Annotated in this window: 16 protein-coding genes; 5 read left to right on the top strand and 11 right to left on the bottom strand. The window is 66.6% G+C overall.

What is annotated here, in order from left to right; genetic code table 11:
* Positions 1-17: 17 nt before the first annotated feature.
* The 3 genes from ACO056_RS01840 to ACO056_RS01830 all read left to right on the top strand — a co-directional run bounded on the left by ACO056_RS01840 (position 18) and on the right by ACO056_RS01830 (position 3199).
* The gene (locus ACO056_RS01840) at positions 18-1352 is read left to right on the top strand and encodes a cytochrome P450 (RefSeq protein ID WP_421850975.1); all 1335 of its coding nucleotides are present in this window, start codon (positions 18-20) and stop codon (positions 1350-1352) included.
* Between the two features lie 179 nt (positions 1353-1531).
* The gene (msrB, locus tag ACO056_RS01835) at positions 1532-2047 is read left to right on the top strand and encodes a peptide-methionine (R)-S-oxide reductase MsrB (protein ID WP_421850972.1); all 516 of its coding nucleotides are present in this window, start codon (positions 1532-1534) and stop codon (positions 2045-2047) included.
* A 54-nt stretch (positions 2048-2101) separates the two neighbouring features.
* Positions 2102-3199 carry an esterase-like activity of phytase family protein gene (locus tag ACO056_RS01830; RefSeq protein WP_421850969.1) on the top strand — a complete coding sequence of 366 codons (1098 nt, stop codon included), beginning with the start codon at positions 2102-2104 and terminating at the stop codon, positions 3197-3199.
* Here ACO056_RS01830 and rpmB read toward each other — a convergent pair.
* A complete protein-coding gene (gene rpmB / locus ACO056_RS01825; RefSeq protein WP_421850966.1) occupies positions 3180-3464 on the bottom strand; it encodes a 50S ribosomal protein L28 in 285 nt (94 codons plus the stop codon). The two genes, ACO056_RS01830 and rpmB, sit on opposite strands and share 20 nt — an antisense overlap.
* A 125-nt stretch (positions 3465-3589) precedes the next feature.
* On the opposite strand from rpmB, the gene tadA reads away from it, so the two are divergent.
* Positions 3590-4045, top strand: coding sequence for a tRNA adenosine(34) deaminase TadA (gene tadA, locus ACO056_RS01820; RefSeq protein WP_421850964.1), 456 nt, complete (start codon positions 3590-3592; stop codon positions 4043-4045).
* Here tadA and ACO056_RS01815 read toward each other — a convergent pair.
* The 4 genes from ACO056_RS01815 to ACO056_RS01800 form a co-directional block, all read right to left on the bottom strand.
* Positions 4042-4737 carry a ribonuclease T2 gene (locus ACO056_RS01815; protein ID WP_421850961.1) on the bottom strand — a complete coding sequence of 232 codons (696 nt, stop codon included), beginning with the start codon at positions 4735-4737 and terminating at the stop codon, positions 4042-4044. The two genes, tadA and ACO056_RS01815, sit on opposite strands and share 4 nt — an antisense overlap.
* Before the next feature lie 11 nt (positions 4738-4748).
* Positions 4749-5612, bottom strand: coding sequence for a carboxylating nicotinate-nucleotide diphosphorylase (nadC, locus tag ACO056_RS01810; protein WP_421850958.1), 864 nt, complete (start codon positions 5610-5612; stop codon positions 4749-4751).
* Between the two features lie 202 nt (positions 5613-5814).
* Positions 5815-6612, bottom strand: coding sequence for a LytR/AlgR family response regulator transcription factor (locus ACO056_RS01805; protein WP_421850955.1), 798 nt, complete (start codon positions 6610-6612; stop codon positions 5815-5817).
* A gap of 3 nt (positions 6613-6615) precedes the next feature.
* The gene (locus ACO056_RS01800; protein ID WP_421850952.1) at positions 6616-7761 is read right to left on the bottom strand and encodes a sensor histidine kinase; all 1146 of its coding nucleotides are present in this window, start codon (positions 7759-7761) and stop codon (positions 6616-6618) included.
* A 95-nt stretch (positions 7762-7856) separates the two neighbouring features.
* On the opposite strand from ACO056_RS01800, the gene ACO056_RS01795 reads away from it, so the two are divergent.
* A complete protein-coding gene (locus ACO056_RS01795) occupies positions 7857-8480 on the top strand; it encodes an HD domain-containing protein (protein WP_421850949.1) in 624 nt (207 codons plus the stop codon).
* Here the strand turns inward: ACO056_RS01795 and ACO056_RS01790 are convergent.
* The 6 genes from ACO056_RS01790 to ACO056_RS01765 form a co-directional block, all read right to left on the bottom strand.
* Positions 8477-9400 (bottom strand): M48 family metalloprotease, encoded by a 924-nt coding sequence (locus ACO056_RS01790; protein WP_421850945.1) that lies wholly within the window; start codon positions 9398-9400, stop codon positions 8477-8479. The genes ACO056_RS01795 and ACO056_RS01790 overlap by 4 nt on opposite strands.
* Before the next feature lies 1 nt (position 9401).
* A complete protein-coding gene (locus tag ACO056_RS01785) occupies positions 9402-10187 on the bottom strand; it encodes a DsbA family protein (protein WP_421850942.1) in 786 nt (261 codons plus the stop codon).
* A 46-nt stretch (positions 10188-10233) separates the two neighbouring features.
* Positions 10234-11604 (bottom strand): M48 family metalloprotease, encoded by a 1371-nt coding sequence (locus ACO056_RS01780; RefSeq protein ID WP_421850939.1) that lies wholly within the window; start codon positions 11602-11604, stop codon positions 10234-10236.
* A gap of 12 nt (positions 11605-11616) precedes the next feature.
* Positions 11617-12591: an alpha/beta hydrolase gene (locus ACO056_RS01775; protein ID WP_421850936.1), complete on the bottom strand. Its 975-nt coding sequence runs from the start codon at positions 12589-12591 to the stop codon at positions 11617-11619.
* Between the two features lie 58 nt (positions 12592-12649).
* Positions 12650-14059 (bottom strand): hypothetical protein, encoded by a 1410-nt coding sequence (locus tag ACO056_RS01770; protein WP_421850933.1) that lies wholly within the window; start codon positions 14057-14059, stop codon positions 12650-12652.
* Positions 14060-14163: 104 nt separating this feature from the next.
* Complete coding sequence (locus tag ACO056_RS01765) at positions 14164-15036, bottom strand: HpcH/HpaI aldolase/citrate lyase family protein (protein WP_421850930.1); 873 nt, start codon at positions 15034-15036, stop codon at positions 14164-14166.
* Between the last annotated feature and the right edge of the window lie 70 nt (positions 15037-15106).

The following is a 15106-nucleotide window of genomic DNA, read 5'->3' as shown; positions in this document are numbered from 1 at the left end:
ACATCGGAAGGATAGCCATGGCAACCCAGCTCGCGCCCGAAGCCCCGTTCACGTATCGGACCTCCCCCACCGCGAACGAAGCGTTCGAGGAATGGCTCGCCGCCAATCCGCAGGCCGCGCCGCACCACACGCAGCCGTGGGACGTGAGCGCCTCGGCCATTTATGTCGAGGACCGCTGGGGGCCGATCTTTGCCGAGATGCGCGCGAAGGCGCCGGTCAACAAGGTGACGGGGACGCCCTATGGCGATTACTGGAACGTCACCACGCACAAGGCGATCCAGCACGTCGAATCGCTGCCCGAGCTGTTCTCGTCCTCGTGGCAGCACGGCGGCATCACCATCGGCGATCCGCCCGAAGATACCGATCCGGCCAAGCTTGCCGAGCGCCAGATGCCGATGTTCATCGCGATGGACCGGCCCGAGCACACCGGCCAGCGCCGCACCGTCGCGCCTGCCTTCACCCCGGGCGAGATCGCGCGGATGGAAACCGAGATTCGCCACCGCACCGGCGAAGTGCTCGATAGCCTGCCCTGGGGCGAGAAGTTCGATTGGGTCGACAAGGTCTCGATCGAGCTCACCACCGGCATGCTTGCCATCCTGTTCGGGTTCCCCTGGCAGGACCGCCGCCTGCTGACGTTCTGGTCGGACTGGGCGGGTGACGTGGAGCTGACGCTGGCCTCGGACCTCTCCGACCAGCGCTTCGAGATCCTCACCGAGATGGCACGCTATTTCCAGGGACTGTGGATGCAGCGCATGGGCGCGGCGCCAACCCCGGATCTCATCTCGATGATGATCCATTCGCCCGCGATGTCGAAGATGAGCCCGCTCGAATTCATGGGCAATCTCGTACTGCTCATTGTTGGCGGCAACGACACCACCCGCAACACGATGTCGGGCATCATCCACGCGCTCGACGAGTTCCCCGATCAGCGCGCCCTGCTCGAAGGCGATCCCTCGCTGATCCCCAATGCGGTGCAGGAATGCCTGCGCTTCGTGACGCCGCTGGCGCACATGCGGCGCACCGCTACGGCGGATTCCGAGCTGTTCGGGCAGCAGATCAAGGCCGGTGACAAGGTGGTCATGTGGTACCTTTCGGGTAACCGCGACGAGACGGTGTTCGAAAACCCGGACAAGCTCATCGTCGACCGGCCCAATGCGCGGCGCCACCTCGCTTTTGGTTATGGTGTTCACCGCTGCGTGGGCGCCCGTCTCGCCGAACTGCAGTTGCGCGTGCTGCTCGAGGAAATGCATGAGCGCAAGATGCGCGTTCGCGTTGCGGGCGAGGTGAAGCGCGTGCGCGCCAACTTCGTCCACGGCTTCCGCAAAATGGAAGTCGTGCTCGAAAAACGCTGAATGGTTCCTATCCGATTCGGTCAGATTCGGTTCAGGTAAACAGGGCTAACAGGGTGGCGTCCCGCCGGTGGGCATATCCCGCCCCCCTCCCCTGCTCACTCGGCGGGACGATCCCCCTCCGAACGGCCCCGCCCGAATGGCCCGCTTGATCTGCTTCGCGCAGCAGGGAATGTAACCGAATGATCCATTCCCCCGAACCGGCTGCCATGAAACCTTCGCGCCGAAACTTCCTGATCTTCCTCGCCGCTACGGCCGCAATGACGGCCGCTGCCTGCGGTGCGCCCGCCGCCGCGACGCGCAAGGGAACCTTCCCGCTGCAGCACAGCGAAGCGGAATGGCGCAAGATCCTCACGCCCGCGCAGTATTACATTCTGCGTGAGGAAGGGACCGAGCGGCCGTTCACCTCGGCGTTGCTCAAGGAGCACCGCAAGGGCACGTTCGTGTGCGCGGCGGACGGCAATGCCGTCTTCGCTTCCTCGACCAAGTTCGACAGCGGCACCGGCTGGCCCAGCTTCTGGACGCCGATCAAGGGCGGCGTGGCCACCTCCACGGATGGCTCCTTCGGCATGACCCGCATCGAAGTGCACTGCACGCGCTGCGGCGGCCACCTCGGCCACGTGTTCGATGATGGCCCGCCCCCCACCGGCAAGCGCTATTGCATCAATGGCGATGCACTGAAGTTCGTGCCCGCCTGACAAGACGGGCCTGCGTGCTGTTCATGCTCGCCGCGCTGTGGCAAGCGCCCGCTCATGCGCGCGTTGAAACTGGCCCTGCTGACCCTCGCGCTGGTTCCGACCACCTGGCTCCACGGCGAACGCCCTGACAGGGCGCACCTTCCGGATGCCGGCCTCGTCGATCTCATGCCTGCGCTGCGCGGCGATCTCCCTGATACGGGCGCGCTGCGCCTGCTCGGTGCGTGGCAGATCATCGGCCGCAGCCGTACGCTTGGTACATTGTCCAGCCTTGCGCAGACGCGCGGCGGCCTCGTTTCGGTCGGTGATCGCGGCGGTGTGCTGTGGTTCAGCCGGCCGGACTTTCCCGGTCCGTGGCGCCACAGGCTCGACCGGCTGATCCATGTCGATTGGCGCAGGTTCCACTACCCCACGGATTCGGAGGCAGTCGTGGTCCTGCCGGGGGCCGAGGACTTGCTGGTCGCCTATGAAGGCGTGCCGCAGATTGAGCGCTACAGCCACGATCTGACCCTCCGGCACCCGATCACGCTGCCCGTCCTCTCCGAATGGCCCGAAAATCAGGGGCCGGAAGGCATGGCTGTGCTGGGCGATGGACGGACCGTGATCGTCGGTGAGACTTATGACCGCTGGCTCGATCGGACGCGCCATCCGGGCCTGATCTTCCGCGGCATTCCGCAGCCGTTCGAGACTCCGGCCCGCTTCGAGCTGATCATGCCGGCAGGCTACCGCCCGAGCGAACTGACCCAAATGCCCGACGGGCGCCTGCTCGTGCTCGGCCGTAATTTCAGCCTTGCGGGCTTCCGCAGCATTGTTGCCGTGTTTTCACCGCGGGACGTCCGTCCGGGCGCAGAGATAACTCCGCGCGTGATCGCCCGGATCACCGACCCGCGCATTCGCGACAACTATGAAGGGATGACCGTGACGCGCGAAGCCGATGGCAGCGAGGTCGTCTGGCTTGTTTCGGATAGCAACGAAATGAGCGTGATGCAGCGAACACTGCTGCTCAAGCTGCGAATCGGGCCGGACGCCGGCAAGGGCGCTTCCGCTGTCGGCGTTGCGCCAGACAGGCAAACGGCACCAGCCCGCTCTTCCGCGCGGGCGGGAGAGCGGGCTGGTGCCGCAAAAACCAGGAATGTCAGGCGGCGGTTGCCTTGACCAGCTCGCGCTTCACCTTGAGCGCACGCGCGCTGAGCTTGGTGTCCGTCTGCTTGAGCAGCCAGTTGTCGAGACCGCCGTTGTGCTCCACCGAGCGCAGGCCGTGAGTCGAAACGCGGAACTTGAAGCTGCGGTCGAGCTTTTCCGACATGAGCGTGACGTTCTGCAGGTTGGGCAGGAACAGACGCTTGGTCTTGTTGTTGGCGTGGCTCACGTTGTGGCCGACCTGGCGGCCCTTACCGGTCAGTTCGCAGATGCGCGACATGGCTGAAAACTCGCTTGGATTTGAACGATCATGGATCGGGAAGCGCGCGCTTTTGCCGATCCGGGGTGCAAAGTCAAGGATTCGCACGTTGCGCGGACAGCCCAAGGCGCGCTAGCCCGATGGTCATGAGCCGCTGGCCCCTTCCCGAACCCATGCGCATGGCGCTGGAAGCCGCTGAACGGGCGGCAGACGGGGGTGAAGTGCCCATCGGGGCGGTGATCGTCAAGCAGGGCGTGGTGATCGCAACTGCGCACAACACGCCGCGGCTGGATCACGATCCCACCGCTCATGCAGAGATCATGGCGATTCGCGCTGCTGCCGCCGCGCTAGGGCAGGAACGGCTGACGGACTGCGACCTGTGGGTCACGCTGGAGCCTTGCGCGATGTGCGCTGGCGCCATCGTCCATGCCCGGCTGGCGCGGGTCTATTACGCGGCAAGCGATCCCAAGGGCGGGGCTGTCGAGCACGGGTCGAAAGTGTTCGATGCGCCGGGCTGCCTGCACCGGCCCGAAGTCTATTCCGGGATCGGCGAGGCTGCGGCGGCGGACATGCTCAGGGCGTTCTTCCGCGAGCGGCGTTAGTTCCCGCGCCAGATCTTGAGCGGCGCGCCATCATCCGCGCCGCGATCGGCGCAAGGCGCAGGGCGGAAGTCCTTGCCGTAGCAAACGTGGACTTCCTCCAGCCAGCCGCGCCCGTTCGTCTTCACCCGGATCGCGGCGGCGGGGAGGAACGGCGTGGCGCCGCGGAAGGCGGCGCGCAGGTCTCCGGCGGTGAGGCCGGGGCGGCGCGCAAGGCGTGTCATGTCAGGATAGTGCAGCGCGCGCAGCAGCGCAGCGCCGGCCTTGAAGTACCCGTCCGGCGAGCCGCTCATGCAGGCGCCGTGCTTGGCCCACTCATGCGCGAGGAGATCGGGCGAGGGGGTCATGCACAAGTTGCGGCGCACCGTCTCGGCAGACAGGGGCGCGGCCTCGCACCACTGCGGCCAGTTGCCCGGCTGCGCCTCGGGCCAGAGCCCATGGAGGATGAAGCCGAAGCGCCCCAGCTTGCCCCCGCACTGGAACGCTGCGCGCGGATCGTGGCCGCGCGTGCGGCAGTATTCCGGAGACCAGCTCAGCGCGAGCGTATAGCCCGCCACCGGCAGCACCCGGCGCGGCCCATCTGGCGCAGGCAGCGCCGGGGCGGAGATCAGCGGCGGCAGGCGGCACTGCGGCACTTCGGCCTGCGCCGCCGCTGGCAACAGGACGGCCAGAGCGAAAAGCAGCCGCTGCACCATCGCCGCCTTCATCATAGCGGCGTGAAATCGAGCCCGATATCGGCGGCGGGCGCGCTTTGGGTGAGGCGGCCGACCGAGACGTAATCGACACCCGAGGCCGCGATCGCACCTATGGTTTCAAGCCGCACGCCGCCCGATGCCTCGCACTGCACCCGGCCCGCGACGAGCGCCACCGCTTCGCGCAGCGTGTCCGGCCCCATGTTGTCGAGCAGCAGGCGGGTGGCGCCTGCTTCAAGTGCGGGCTCGATCTGGTCGATGCGGTCAACCTCGCAAATCACCTCGCACACCCCGGCGGCAAGCGCACGGCGCACCGCTTCGGCGACGCCGCCCGCAACGAGAACGTGGTTGTCCTTGATCATCGCCGCGTCCCACAGCCCCATGCGGTGGTTCACTCCGCCCCCGGTGCGCACGGCATACTTTTCGAGGTGCCTGAGGCCGGGAATGGTCTTGCGCGTATCGAGCAGGCGCGCGCCAGTTTCGCCCATCGCATCGACATAGCGGCGGGTGAGCGTGGCGACGCCGCTGAGGTGCTGCACGGTGTTGAGCGCGCTGCGCTCTCCCGTCAGCATGGCGCGGGCCGATCCCGTCAGCCGCATCAGTGCCGAGCCGGGCTCCACTTGCGCGCCTTCCCCGGCCAGTATTTCGATCTCCATCGCGGGATCGAGCGCGCGGAAGAAGGCGGCGGCAATGGGCAGGCCGCAGACCGTGATTGCATCGCGGCTTTCCATCACCCCGGCAAAGCGCGCGTCCGCCGGGATCACGCTCTCGCAGGTCACATCGTGCCCGCCGCCGGGGAGGCCTTCACCGAGGTCTTCGGCGAGCGTGGCGGCGACGAAGGCATCGAGATCGAAGCCGGGGATGGTGAAAGCGGTCATGTTGGCGGCTTAGCTATGGCCTTTGGGTGTGTCGAGCGGTTGCAGGTTTCACGCGGAGGCGCGGAGGCGCGGAGGCGCGGAGAGGATTTGGCCGAAGGCCGCTGCTTTACCATGCAGCTCGCGCTCCGTGCACCGTTCAGTATCCGGCGACTGCGCCGCAAGCTTCCTCTCTGCGCCTCCGCGTCTCCGCGTGAAGCCAACATCAATGCACGAAGCGCGCCACCACATCGCGATACGAGCGCGAGACTTTCACCTCCGAGCCGCTGTCGAGCACGAGGAAGCATTCGCCGTTGGTATGCGGACGCACCTGGCGGACGCGGTCGAGGTTGACGATCTTTGAACGGTGCACGCGCTGGAACACGCGCGGGTCGAGCCGCCGTTCGAGGTCCTTCATCGTCTCGCGCAGGATAAGCGAATTGTCACCGGTGTAGATGCACATGTAGTCGCCCGCCGCCTCGATCCGCTCGATCGTATCGACATCGACCCGGAAGATCTGGCCGCGGTCCTTGATGTTGATCAGCTTCTCGAACCGGCCGATGGCTGGCTCGTTGTCGTCGGGCATCGAACCCATCGCATCGGGCGCAACTTCGGCGAGCACGTTCTTCAATTTCTCGGCCTCTTCCAGCCCGCGCTTTTCGGCAAGGCGGGTGCGCGCACGGTCGAGCGCGTCGGCGAGGCGGGCCGGCTCGACCGGCTTGAGGAGATAATCGACCGCATTGGCCTCGAACGCGCGGATCGCGTGTTCGGAATAGGCGGTCACGAAGACGAACAGCGGCGGATCGATCTCGATCACTCCGCTCACCACGCTGAAGCCGTCGAACCCGGGCATCTGGATATCACAGAACACGAGATCGGGCTTCTCGGTCTTGATCTTGCGGATCGCCTCGCGCCCGTTGGAGCAGGTGTCGATCACTTCGACATCGGGGAAAGCCTCAAGCCGCAGCTGGAGGCCCTGGATGGCGAGCTTCTCGTCGTCGACGAGGATCGTGCGAATGGTCATGCGCTACCTTTGCTGTGAGGCGAGTTGCGGGCTGGCTGGCACTGCACGTGCTTCGAAGGGCAGTTCGATCACTACCATGAAGCCTCCACCCGGCCGCTCGCCGATTTCGAACCGCTGGTTCTCGCCATAGGCCTGGGCCAGCCGGTCGCGAATATTGGCGAGGCCGACCCCGGTGGAATCCTTGCGCGAACTGGTCACGCCAAACAATGTCGAGGGGTCCGTGCCAGGTTGCAACCCCGGCCCGGTGTCGGACACGGTGACTCGCAGCACGTGGCCGACGAGTTGCGCCGCGATGGTGATCATGGCCCCTTCCTCGAGCGGGCTGACCGCATACTTGATCGCATTTTCAACCAGCGGCTGGAGCAGCAGCGAAGGCATCAGCGCGGGAGAGGCATCCTCATCGATGCGAAATTCGGTCGCCAGCCGCTCCTCGAAGCGCATCCGCTCGATATCGAGGTAGAGCTTCAGCGTCTCGACTTCCTGCGCCACCGTCACGCGCCCGGTCGGCTCGTTGATCAGCGTGTAGCGCAGGAACGAGGACAGGCGGCTGAGCATCGCATTGGCGGGTTCGGTCTGCTTGAGCAGCACCAGCGTCGAGATCGAGTTCAGCGTGTTGAACAGGAAGTGCGGGTTGAGCTGGTAGCGCAGCATCGCCAGCTGCGCCGAAGTGGCCTGCGCTTCCAAGCGCATCAGCTGGTCGTTCTGCTCTTCCACCTGCACGTAGAAATTGATCGCGTAGTAGAGCGCCGACCACGCGCCGAGCAGCGTGAGATCAAGGTAGAACACGCCGAGGAACAGCTGCGCGAAGCCGGAATCGCTGCCCGAGCGATAAAGGCTGATCACCCACGAATCGATGAAGGCATAGAGCCCCACGGCGATGGCGAGCACGACCGAGGTGATGCCCCAGGTAATCAGCGGCGTGCGGTTGATCAGTGCGCGATAGATCACCGAGAGGATGAGGCTGATCGAGAAGCCGGTGATCGTGGCGATCAGCACGATGACGAGGAACGACCACGGCTGCGCATTGGCGAGGCTGGACAGCGCGCGCAGCAGCATTGCGCCGCCCCAGCCGAGCATTTGCAGACGCCAGAAGGCGCGGTTCTTGTTGCCGAAGAACGGCGTGGGGCGCAGCGGCAGCTTCATTGCCATATGCGGGTATGTAGCCCACAGTTCGGCATCACGCCACAGGTGGGCATTGCGTGGCTGGGTAAAGCGGGTATTCTCACGCAAAACGGGAGAGAACCATGGATCATCACGGCAGTTCCGAAGAGCGTGCGCAGTTCCATTCGATGGAAGAAGGCACGCAGGAAGACTGGGCGATCATCGCGCGTGACTATGTCGGCTTTGCCGCTGGTCTGCCCGATCGGGTGCTGGCGCACCTCAAGCTGCTCGATGGCGATTTCGGCGGCTTCCCGATCGACCGCCTCACCCACAGCCTGCAAACCGCGACCCGCGCGCACCGCGATGGGCGCCCGGAAAGCTATGTCGTGATGGCGCTGCTGCATGACATCGGCGATACGCTGGGCTCCTACAACCATCCCGAGATCGCCGCCGCGATTCTCCATCCTTTCGTGAGCGAGGAAGAGCACTGGATCTGCCGCAACCACGGCGCGTTCCAGGGCTATTACTACTTTCACTACCTCGGCATCGACCGCAACGTGCGCGAGAAATACCGGGACAACCCCCACTTCGACGCCTGCGCCGAATTCTGCGCGAAGTACGATCAGGCCGCCTTCGATCCGGACTACGACACTCTGCCGCTCGATTTCTTCGAGCCGATGGTGCGCCGGGTGCTGGCGCGTCCGCGCAGCGAAACCTCGATCCTGGCCATGGAAACGACCGCCGCTAAGGCGGGCGTTCCCGCCTAAGGCTCCCGCCTGAACCTGAGCGCCCAGTTCGTATCGGGCTGGGCGCGCATAACCGCGATTTCGGCGGCCATTTCGCGCTCGCGGGTGCTGGCCTTGCCGTGGCCGGCGCCGGGGATCACCAGAATGCCGCGCGGGCCAATCAAATGGATCATGCGCAGCGCGGCCGCCGGGTCGTAGCCCGCATTGGCCATGATCCACATCGAGAGCCGGTCTGCCTCGCGCTCGGTGCTGCGCACTTCCCCGGTCGACCGCTTCCCTTTGTCGAGCAGCGTCTCGTGATCGAGCGCCGCGTGCGCCAGCTCGTGCGCCAGCACAGCGGCAATCATCGCTTCGTCGCCGCCGAGCTGGTCCAGCGTTCTGCGCCCGATACGAACCTGGCTGCGCGTCGCCCCGGCGTTGTCCTTGCCGTCGTCGAGGATGAAGCGCACGCCGCACGAAGGCGCGGCTTTGACGGTCACTGCGCGCCCATCGACAAGCGTGAGCGTCACTTCGCCGCGCTGCGCCGCCGCCTGCTCCAGCCGTGATTGCAGCGCCCAGACGCGGTCCCAGCTGCCCTGGCGCGGCGCGGGACCGATTGGCGATCCTGCGACCGCAGTCACGCCGGTGTTGGCGGTCAGCCCAGCGGCTTCTGCCGGGCTTCCCGCCGCGACGGCCGCCACGGCAATATCGCCGGAAAGGCCATAGGCCGTGCGTGCCAATGCCGGATTGGCAAAAGTCTGCGCGTCGCCGAGCAGCAGGCCGATCCCCGGCGCGCCGCGCGGGCAATAGGCCGCGTTGGCATGGCTCAGCTTCCAGCCGATCGTCTGAATGAGTGCATCGGCCTGTTGCAGTTCGTCGACAGGCTGCGCGCGCGCGGGCGCGGCGGTGATTAGCGCAAGGGCCAGCCCGAAGGCCGCAGGTGCTGCGCCCCGCCTGCGCATCTCAGCCCTTGCGGGCTGCGTTGACGGCTTGCTGCAAGGCCTCGCGGCCGATCGCGCCGGTCATCAGCTTGCCGCCCACGCTCCATGCAGGAGTGCCGTTGATGCCAAGCTGCCGTGCGAAGCCGAGATTGCGCTCAAGCTCCTGATGCACGCCAGGCTCGCGGGCGAAGGCGCTGGCGGCGGCGCTGTCTACGCCAGCCGCGCTGGCGGCTGCGGCGATGCTCGCGGTGTTCGGCCGCTCGCCGGAGAACATCGCCTTGTGGAACGCGGCATATTTGCCCTGCGCGGCGGCGGCGAGGCCCATGCGCGCCGCGGGTTCGCTTTCGGGCGCAATGATCGGCAGCTGGCGGACGACCACGCGCAAGTCAGGGTTGTCCTTCACCAGCGCTTCGACATCGGCCACGCTGCTGCGGCAGTATGTGCAGGAAAAGTCGGTGAACTCGACGAGGGTGACCTTGCCGCCCGGATTGCCCAGCACCGCACCGGGGAACGGCGTCTCGAGCGCGCCGCGCAAGGGGGCAAGCCGTGCTTCGGTTTCGCGGGCCTGAAGCTTTTCCATTGCTTCGGGCAGGATTTCGGGATGCTCGAGAATGTAGCTGCGCACCAGCGCTTCGATTGCACCGCGCTGGCGGGCACCGATCCCGGCCTCGGCAAGCTGCCCCTCGAGCTTGCTGTCCTGAGCTGGCACTGCTGCCTCGCTGCCGCGGCCATGCGCGAGCCACCACCCACCGGCGGCACCCCCGGCGCCGACAACCAGCGCCAGGGCAAGAAACGGAGTGAAACGCATCAAATAAACTCCTGCTGGGCCGCCGCCCCGATCTGCTTGCCCCGCGCTACCGCGACTTCTTCATCCGCTCAATCATCGCGCGCGCCGACATCGCGATATCCTGCGCCCGCAGCCAATCGGGCGATCCCTTGGGTAGCGCCGCCTCGGCCGCCTCGGCGCTGCGCAGCGCTTCGGGCAGCTGCAGTTCGCCCAGCTGCTGCTCGGCGCTGGCCAGCCGGGCGCGGGGGATGTCGCCCTCCGCTTCATAGACCACGCCAAGCTGGTACCACGCGAAGGGATTGTCGCGGTCGCGCGCCACGGCGGTCTTTAGCACGCGCTCCGCCTCCGGGAAATTCGCCTTGTCCTCGGTCGCGAGCAGCGCGTGACCGAGCGTGGTAGCAATCAGCGGCGTGTTGCGGGTGAGCTCGGTCGCCCGCCGCAGCGGTTCGATTGCGTCCTTGGGGCGCCCTGATTCGAGCAGGACCTGCCCCTTGATCTCCAGTGCGTAGGGATCGTTCGGGTCCAGCTTGAGCAGCGCGTCGGTTTCCGCGAGCGCCTTGTCCATCAGGGCCTCCTTGTGGAAGGCATAGGCGCGGGCGAGGTGCGCGGGCGCGTCCTGCATCCATTCGGGATAGGCAGCGAGCGTGGCGGCAGGCTCGGCCAGGTAGCCCACAAGCTTGGCCTTCACTCGCAGGAACCGCGCCTGCAGCGCAGGGTCGGCGGGCTTGTTCCATGCCGGATCCTGCGAGAAGCTGTCCTGCAGCGTGGTCAGGCGGTCCGCCGTCATCGGGTGGGTGGAATAGAACTCCGCATCGGCATCGCGCTTGAAGCCGTAGCGGAATTCCATGTTCTGCAGCTTCTTGAAGAAGTCGACCGAACCTTTGCCCGAGATGCCGGCCTTCGAAAGGAAGCCCACGCTTGCCGCGTCTGCCGAGGATTCCTGCGCGCGGCTGAAGGCGAGGTATTTGCCGAGCGCGGCCTGCTGGCCGGCCATGAGAATGCCCATGCCAGCATCACCCGCACCGGCCGCGGCCGCCGCAGCGCCGAGCAGCAGGCTGAGCAGCGTGATCCCGGTGGCGGGCTTGCCGCCTTCGTCGCCGCGGATCACGTGGCCGCCGGTGATATGGCCAAGCTCGTGCGCGAAGACGCCTTGCACTTCCTGCGCGTTGTCCGCTGCGTTGATCAGCCCCGACTGGATATAGACCGCCTGCCCGCCCGCAACGAACGCGTTGATCGAAGGCTCGTTGAGCAGGACGACATCGACGGCGTGCGGCGTGAAGCCCGCCGCCGCCACGATCGGCGCGGCCATGTCCTGAAAGAACGCTTCGGTCTCGGCATCGCGCAGCACCGATTGTGCGGCGGCAGGCACCGGCGCCAGGAGCAGGGCCAGGGATGCCGCCAGCGCGCGGCCAATGCGGCGGGGTTGGGATCTGGTCACGATACGCGCAGCTTATCCGCCACTCGCCTGAACCGCCGGTGAAGCGGTGACTTTGGCAAGGAACGGCAGCACGGCATCGATCGCGCGCGGATCGTGCGAAAAGGGCCGCGCAAACATCATGATCAGGCCTTCATGGGTCACCCCGTCGATGAGCACCGCGCGCGTTGGCGCTCCGGCGCGAGTCATCGTGCGGGCAAGCTCCACCGAATTGCGCGGGCGGACCCGTGTATCGGCGGTGCCGTGGACGAGCAGCAGCGGCGGTCCTCCGGCGCGGGCATGGACGACCGGCTGAGTCTCTTCGGGATCGGGCGCCTTCCCGAAGCTCAGCTTCGTGGCGTCGCTGTCGAAGGGGTAGAAATCGTAAGGACCGGCAAGCCCGACAACACCGCGCAAGGCATCCGCCGAAAGGCCCTGCGCCGCGAGCCAGCGCTTGTCGAGCCCGAGCATGACCGCGTTGTAGGCCCCGGCGGAATGGCCCATCAGCACCACACGCTGGGGATCGCCGCCGAGCGGACGCGCATGGTCGGCCACCCAGCGCAGGGCGGCGGCGCCGTCTTCAAGCATTCCCGGGTAGCGCGCCTTGGGATAGAGCCGGTAGCCCGCCAGCACGACTGCATAGCCCTGCGGCGCCAGCGCGCGGGCCATGAAGCGATAATCATGCGGATCGCCTGAACGCCAGCCGCCGCCATGGATGAAGACGATGATGGGCAGCGGGCCGCTGCGCGTGGCGGAAGCCGGGACGGCATCGGCGGGGAGGAACATCTCCAGCTTCTGCGCCGGATCGCCGCCATAACGCACGGCGGCAACTTCGCGGATCGAGCCATCGCCGCCGTGCAGAATGCGGTCCGCCGTGTCGAGCATCGCCACGGCTTCGGTGGCAAGCGCTTGCCGGTAAAGGAGAAAACCGCCAACGCCAAGCAGCGCTAGCACCGCCAGCGTCCAGAGGAGTCGGCGGCGGCGCGGCTTGCGGGTTGCGCGCGGAAGCATCGTTATGTCTGCCATGGAGCATGGCTAGACGGTTTTGTCTGAGCGGGAAAGAAGCCCTTCAGCCCAGCAGGCGGCGCGCGGCGCGCTCCAGCATCGGCTGGTCATCGGCAATCTCGCCCAGCAGCACGGCTGGGCCACTTGCCAGACGGCGCACCAGGACCAGCGCGAATTCGGCGCCTTCCGGTTCCAGCGCATAGAGCGGCTTGTGATCGAGCGCGCGCAGGCCGTCGACCAGCGTGGCGCGGGGCTTCGCGGCGGCCGTGCCGGTTTCCTCGCGGCGCAGCTTGCGCTCCAGCGCAACCACGCCCTTGAGCCCGCCGGGCGCCTTGGCGAGGTAGCCGCCTAGCTCGCCATAGCCGAGCGCGAGGCGCTGTGCATGGGTGAGCGCGGTGGTGTATTCGGCGATGCGCGTCTTGTCGTAGTCCGCACCGAACACCAGCTTGACCAGCGGAGTCAGCGGCGCGCGGGCCTGCATGGTGAGGCCGGCATCGGCGACCATCTCGGCATAGTCTTCGGGCGCAGCCTCGGCCGCCAGCGCGAAATCCCACGCCCGGCCGATCGCGGCATAGAGCGCGCCGCGGGTGCGGTCTTCGCTCGCATGGGCGATATGGGCCAGATCGCGCGCCGAGGCGAGCCAGTCGGCGAGGCAGCCCGGTTCTTCATCCGCGAACACCGGATCATGCGCTGGCTCGCCGGGTGCGCCGGCGATGATCTCTGCGCCAAACTCGGCCAGATCGAGCAGCGGCATGTCATCTAGCAGGGCAATTTCGCTATCCGGCCCGTCGGCCCAGCCGCCGAGCGGCACGCTTGCCGCGCGGCGCGGCGCCAACGTGGCGCTGCTCGGGCGCTGGTCGAGCGCCTGATCGATTTCCAGCAGCAACGCGTCGGTGGTGTGCTGGTCGGCCAGTTCCTTCCAGTTGATCACGCCGTAGAGGTAGTCGATCGTCTCGTTGTCGGTCGAAAACGGCAGCAGGATACCGCGATAGAGAATGGTGCGGCCGCGCTGGTTGACGAATTCGGCCTCGAACCCGATCGGCGCCTGATTGGCGATGATCTGCAGGTAATGATCGGTGATGCGCGAAAGCAGCGAGCGGCCGGGAATGTCGCTCAACCGGCGCAGCGGGCTGCCCGCCTCGCATTCATCAGCAAGGATCTGACCGAGGAACGGGATCGCCGGATCCTCGATGCCCTTATCGAAATGCAGCAGCACCGAATGATCGGCGAAATCGGGCATCTGTCCGTCGAGCAGCGATTGCACGGGCGGAAACTGGCCCTGATCCAGCAGGCTCGCCCAGAAATTGTAGGCGCGCACCTGCATGCGGCGCTCGTCCTGCCCGATGGGCGGCGGCGGCGCGGCGACAGTGCCCTGCTCGTCGATCGATTCCTCGTAGCTGGCATAGTCTGCGGTGTAGTCCGGGGCATCCTTGCCGTCCGAACCTTCCGTGCTGATGCCGCGATACGTATCCATGAACCCGTCCCCGTGGTCGTCCAATGGGGCCTGTCATGGCGCAACATGGTAAAGATGTGCTTAAGTTGCGCCGCACCGCCAAGCGCATTCGTTCGATTGTGGTGTTACCTCACAGCGATGGCTGCCGCTTTTTCCAGCAGCCGCTCCGCCATGTCGCGGTGGAGCAGTTCGGCCATCTTCCCGTTCACCTTGAGCGCGCCCTTGCCGGCATTGGCGGGGTCGGCAAACGCGGTGACGATGGCCTGCGCTTCGGCCACTTCCGCCTCGCCGGGTGCGAACACCCGATTGGCCGTCTCGATCTGCGAGGGATGGATCAGCGTCTTGCCGTCAAAGCCGAGGTCGCGGGCCTGCGTGCATTCGGCCTCGAGCCGCGCGGGATCGTCGATGGCATTGCACACCCCGTCGAGCAGCACGAGGCCATAGGCCCGCGCCGCCATCAGCGCCTGGACCATGACCGGCACGAACCCGGCGCGGCCCGGCAGCTGCGCCATGCCGGTTTCCTTGGCAAGATCGTTGAGCCCGAGGACGAAGCCGGCCAGCCGCGAGATGCGGGCCGAGGCGGCGATCCGCTCCAGCGCCAGCACGGCATGCGGTGTCTCGATCATCACCCACAGCTTGACGGCGGGATCATAGCCCGCACCGTCCATGGCCAGCGAAAGCGCCACGACATCGGCGGCATCGTCCACTTTGGGGGCGAGGATTGCGTGCATCGGAACCTCTGCAAGCGCGGCCAGATCGGCCTTGCCCCAGGGCGAACCGAGCGGATTGATCCGCGCTATCATCAGGCGGTGCCCGAAACCGCCTGCCTGCAGTTCCTCGGTCAACGCGGTGCGCGCCTCGTCCTTCATGTCCGGCGCGACGGCATCCTCGAGATCGAGCGCAACCGCATCGCAGGGCAGCGCGCGCGCCTTGTCGACTGCGCGGCGATTGCTGGCGGGCATGTAGAGCAGCGAGCGCAGCGGCTGCGCTTGGGTCACGGCATCAGGCACACACTTCTCCGAAAAGGCATGGGGCGCTCGGCCTTTCGCCCTTTCTCCAAGCTGCAGC

Source organism: Novosphingobium sp., from assembly GCF_965228995.1.
Taxonomy (GTDB): Bacteria; Pseudomonadota; Alphaproteobacteria; order Sphingomonadales; family Sphingomonadaceae; genus Novosphingobium.
Note: the sequence above shows the minus strand (reverse complement) of the source record. Positions and strands in the feature narration are given on the sequence as shown.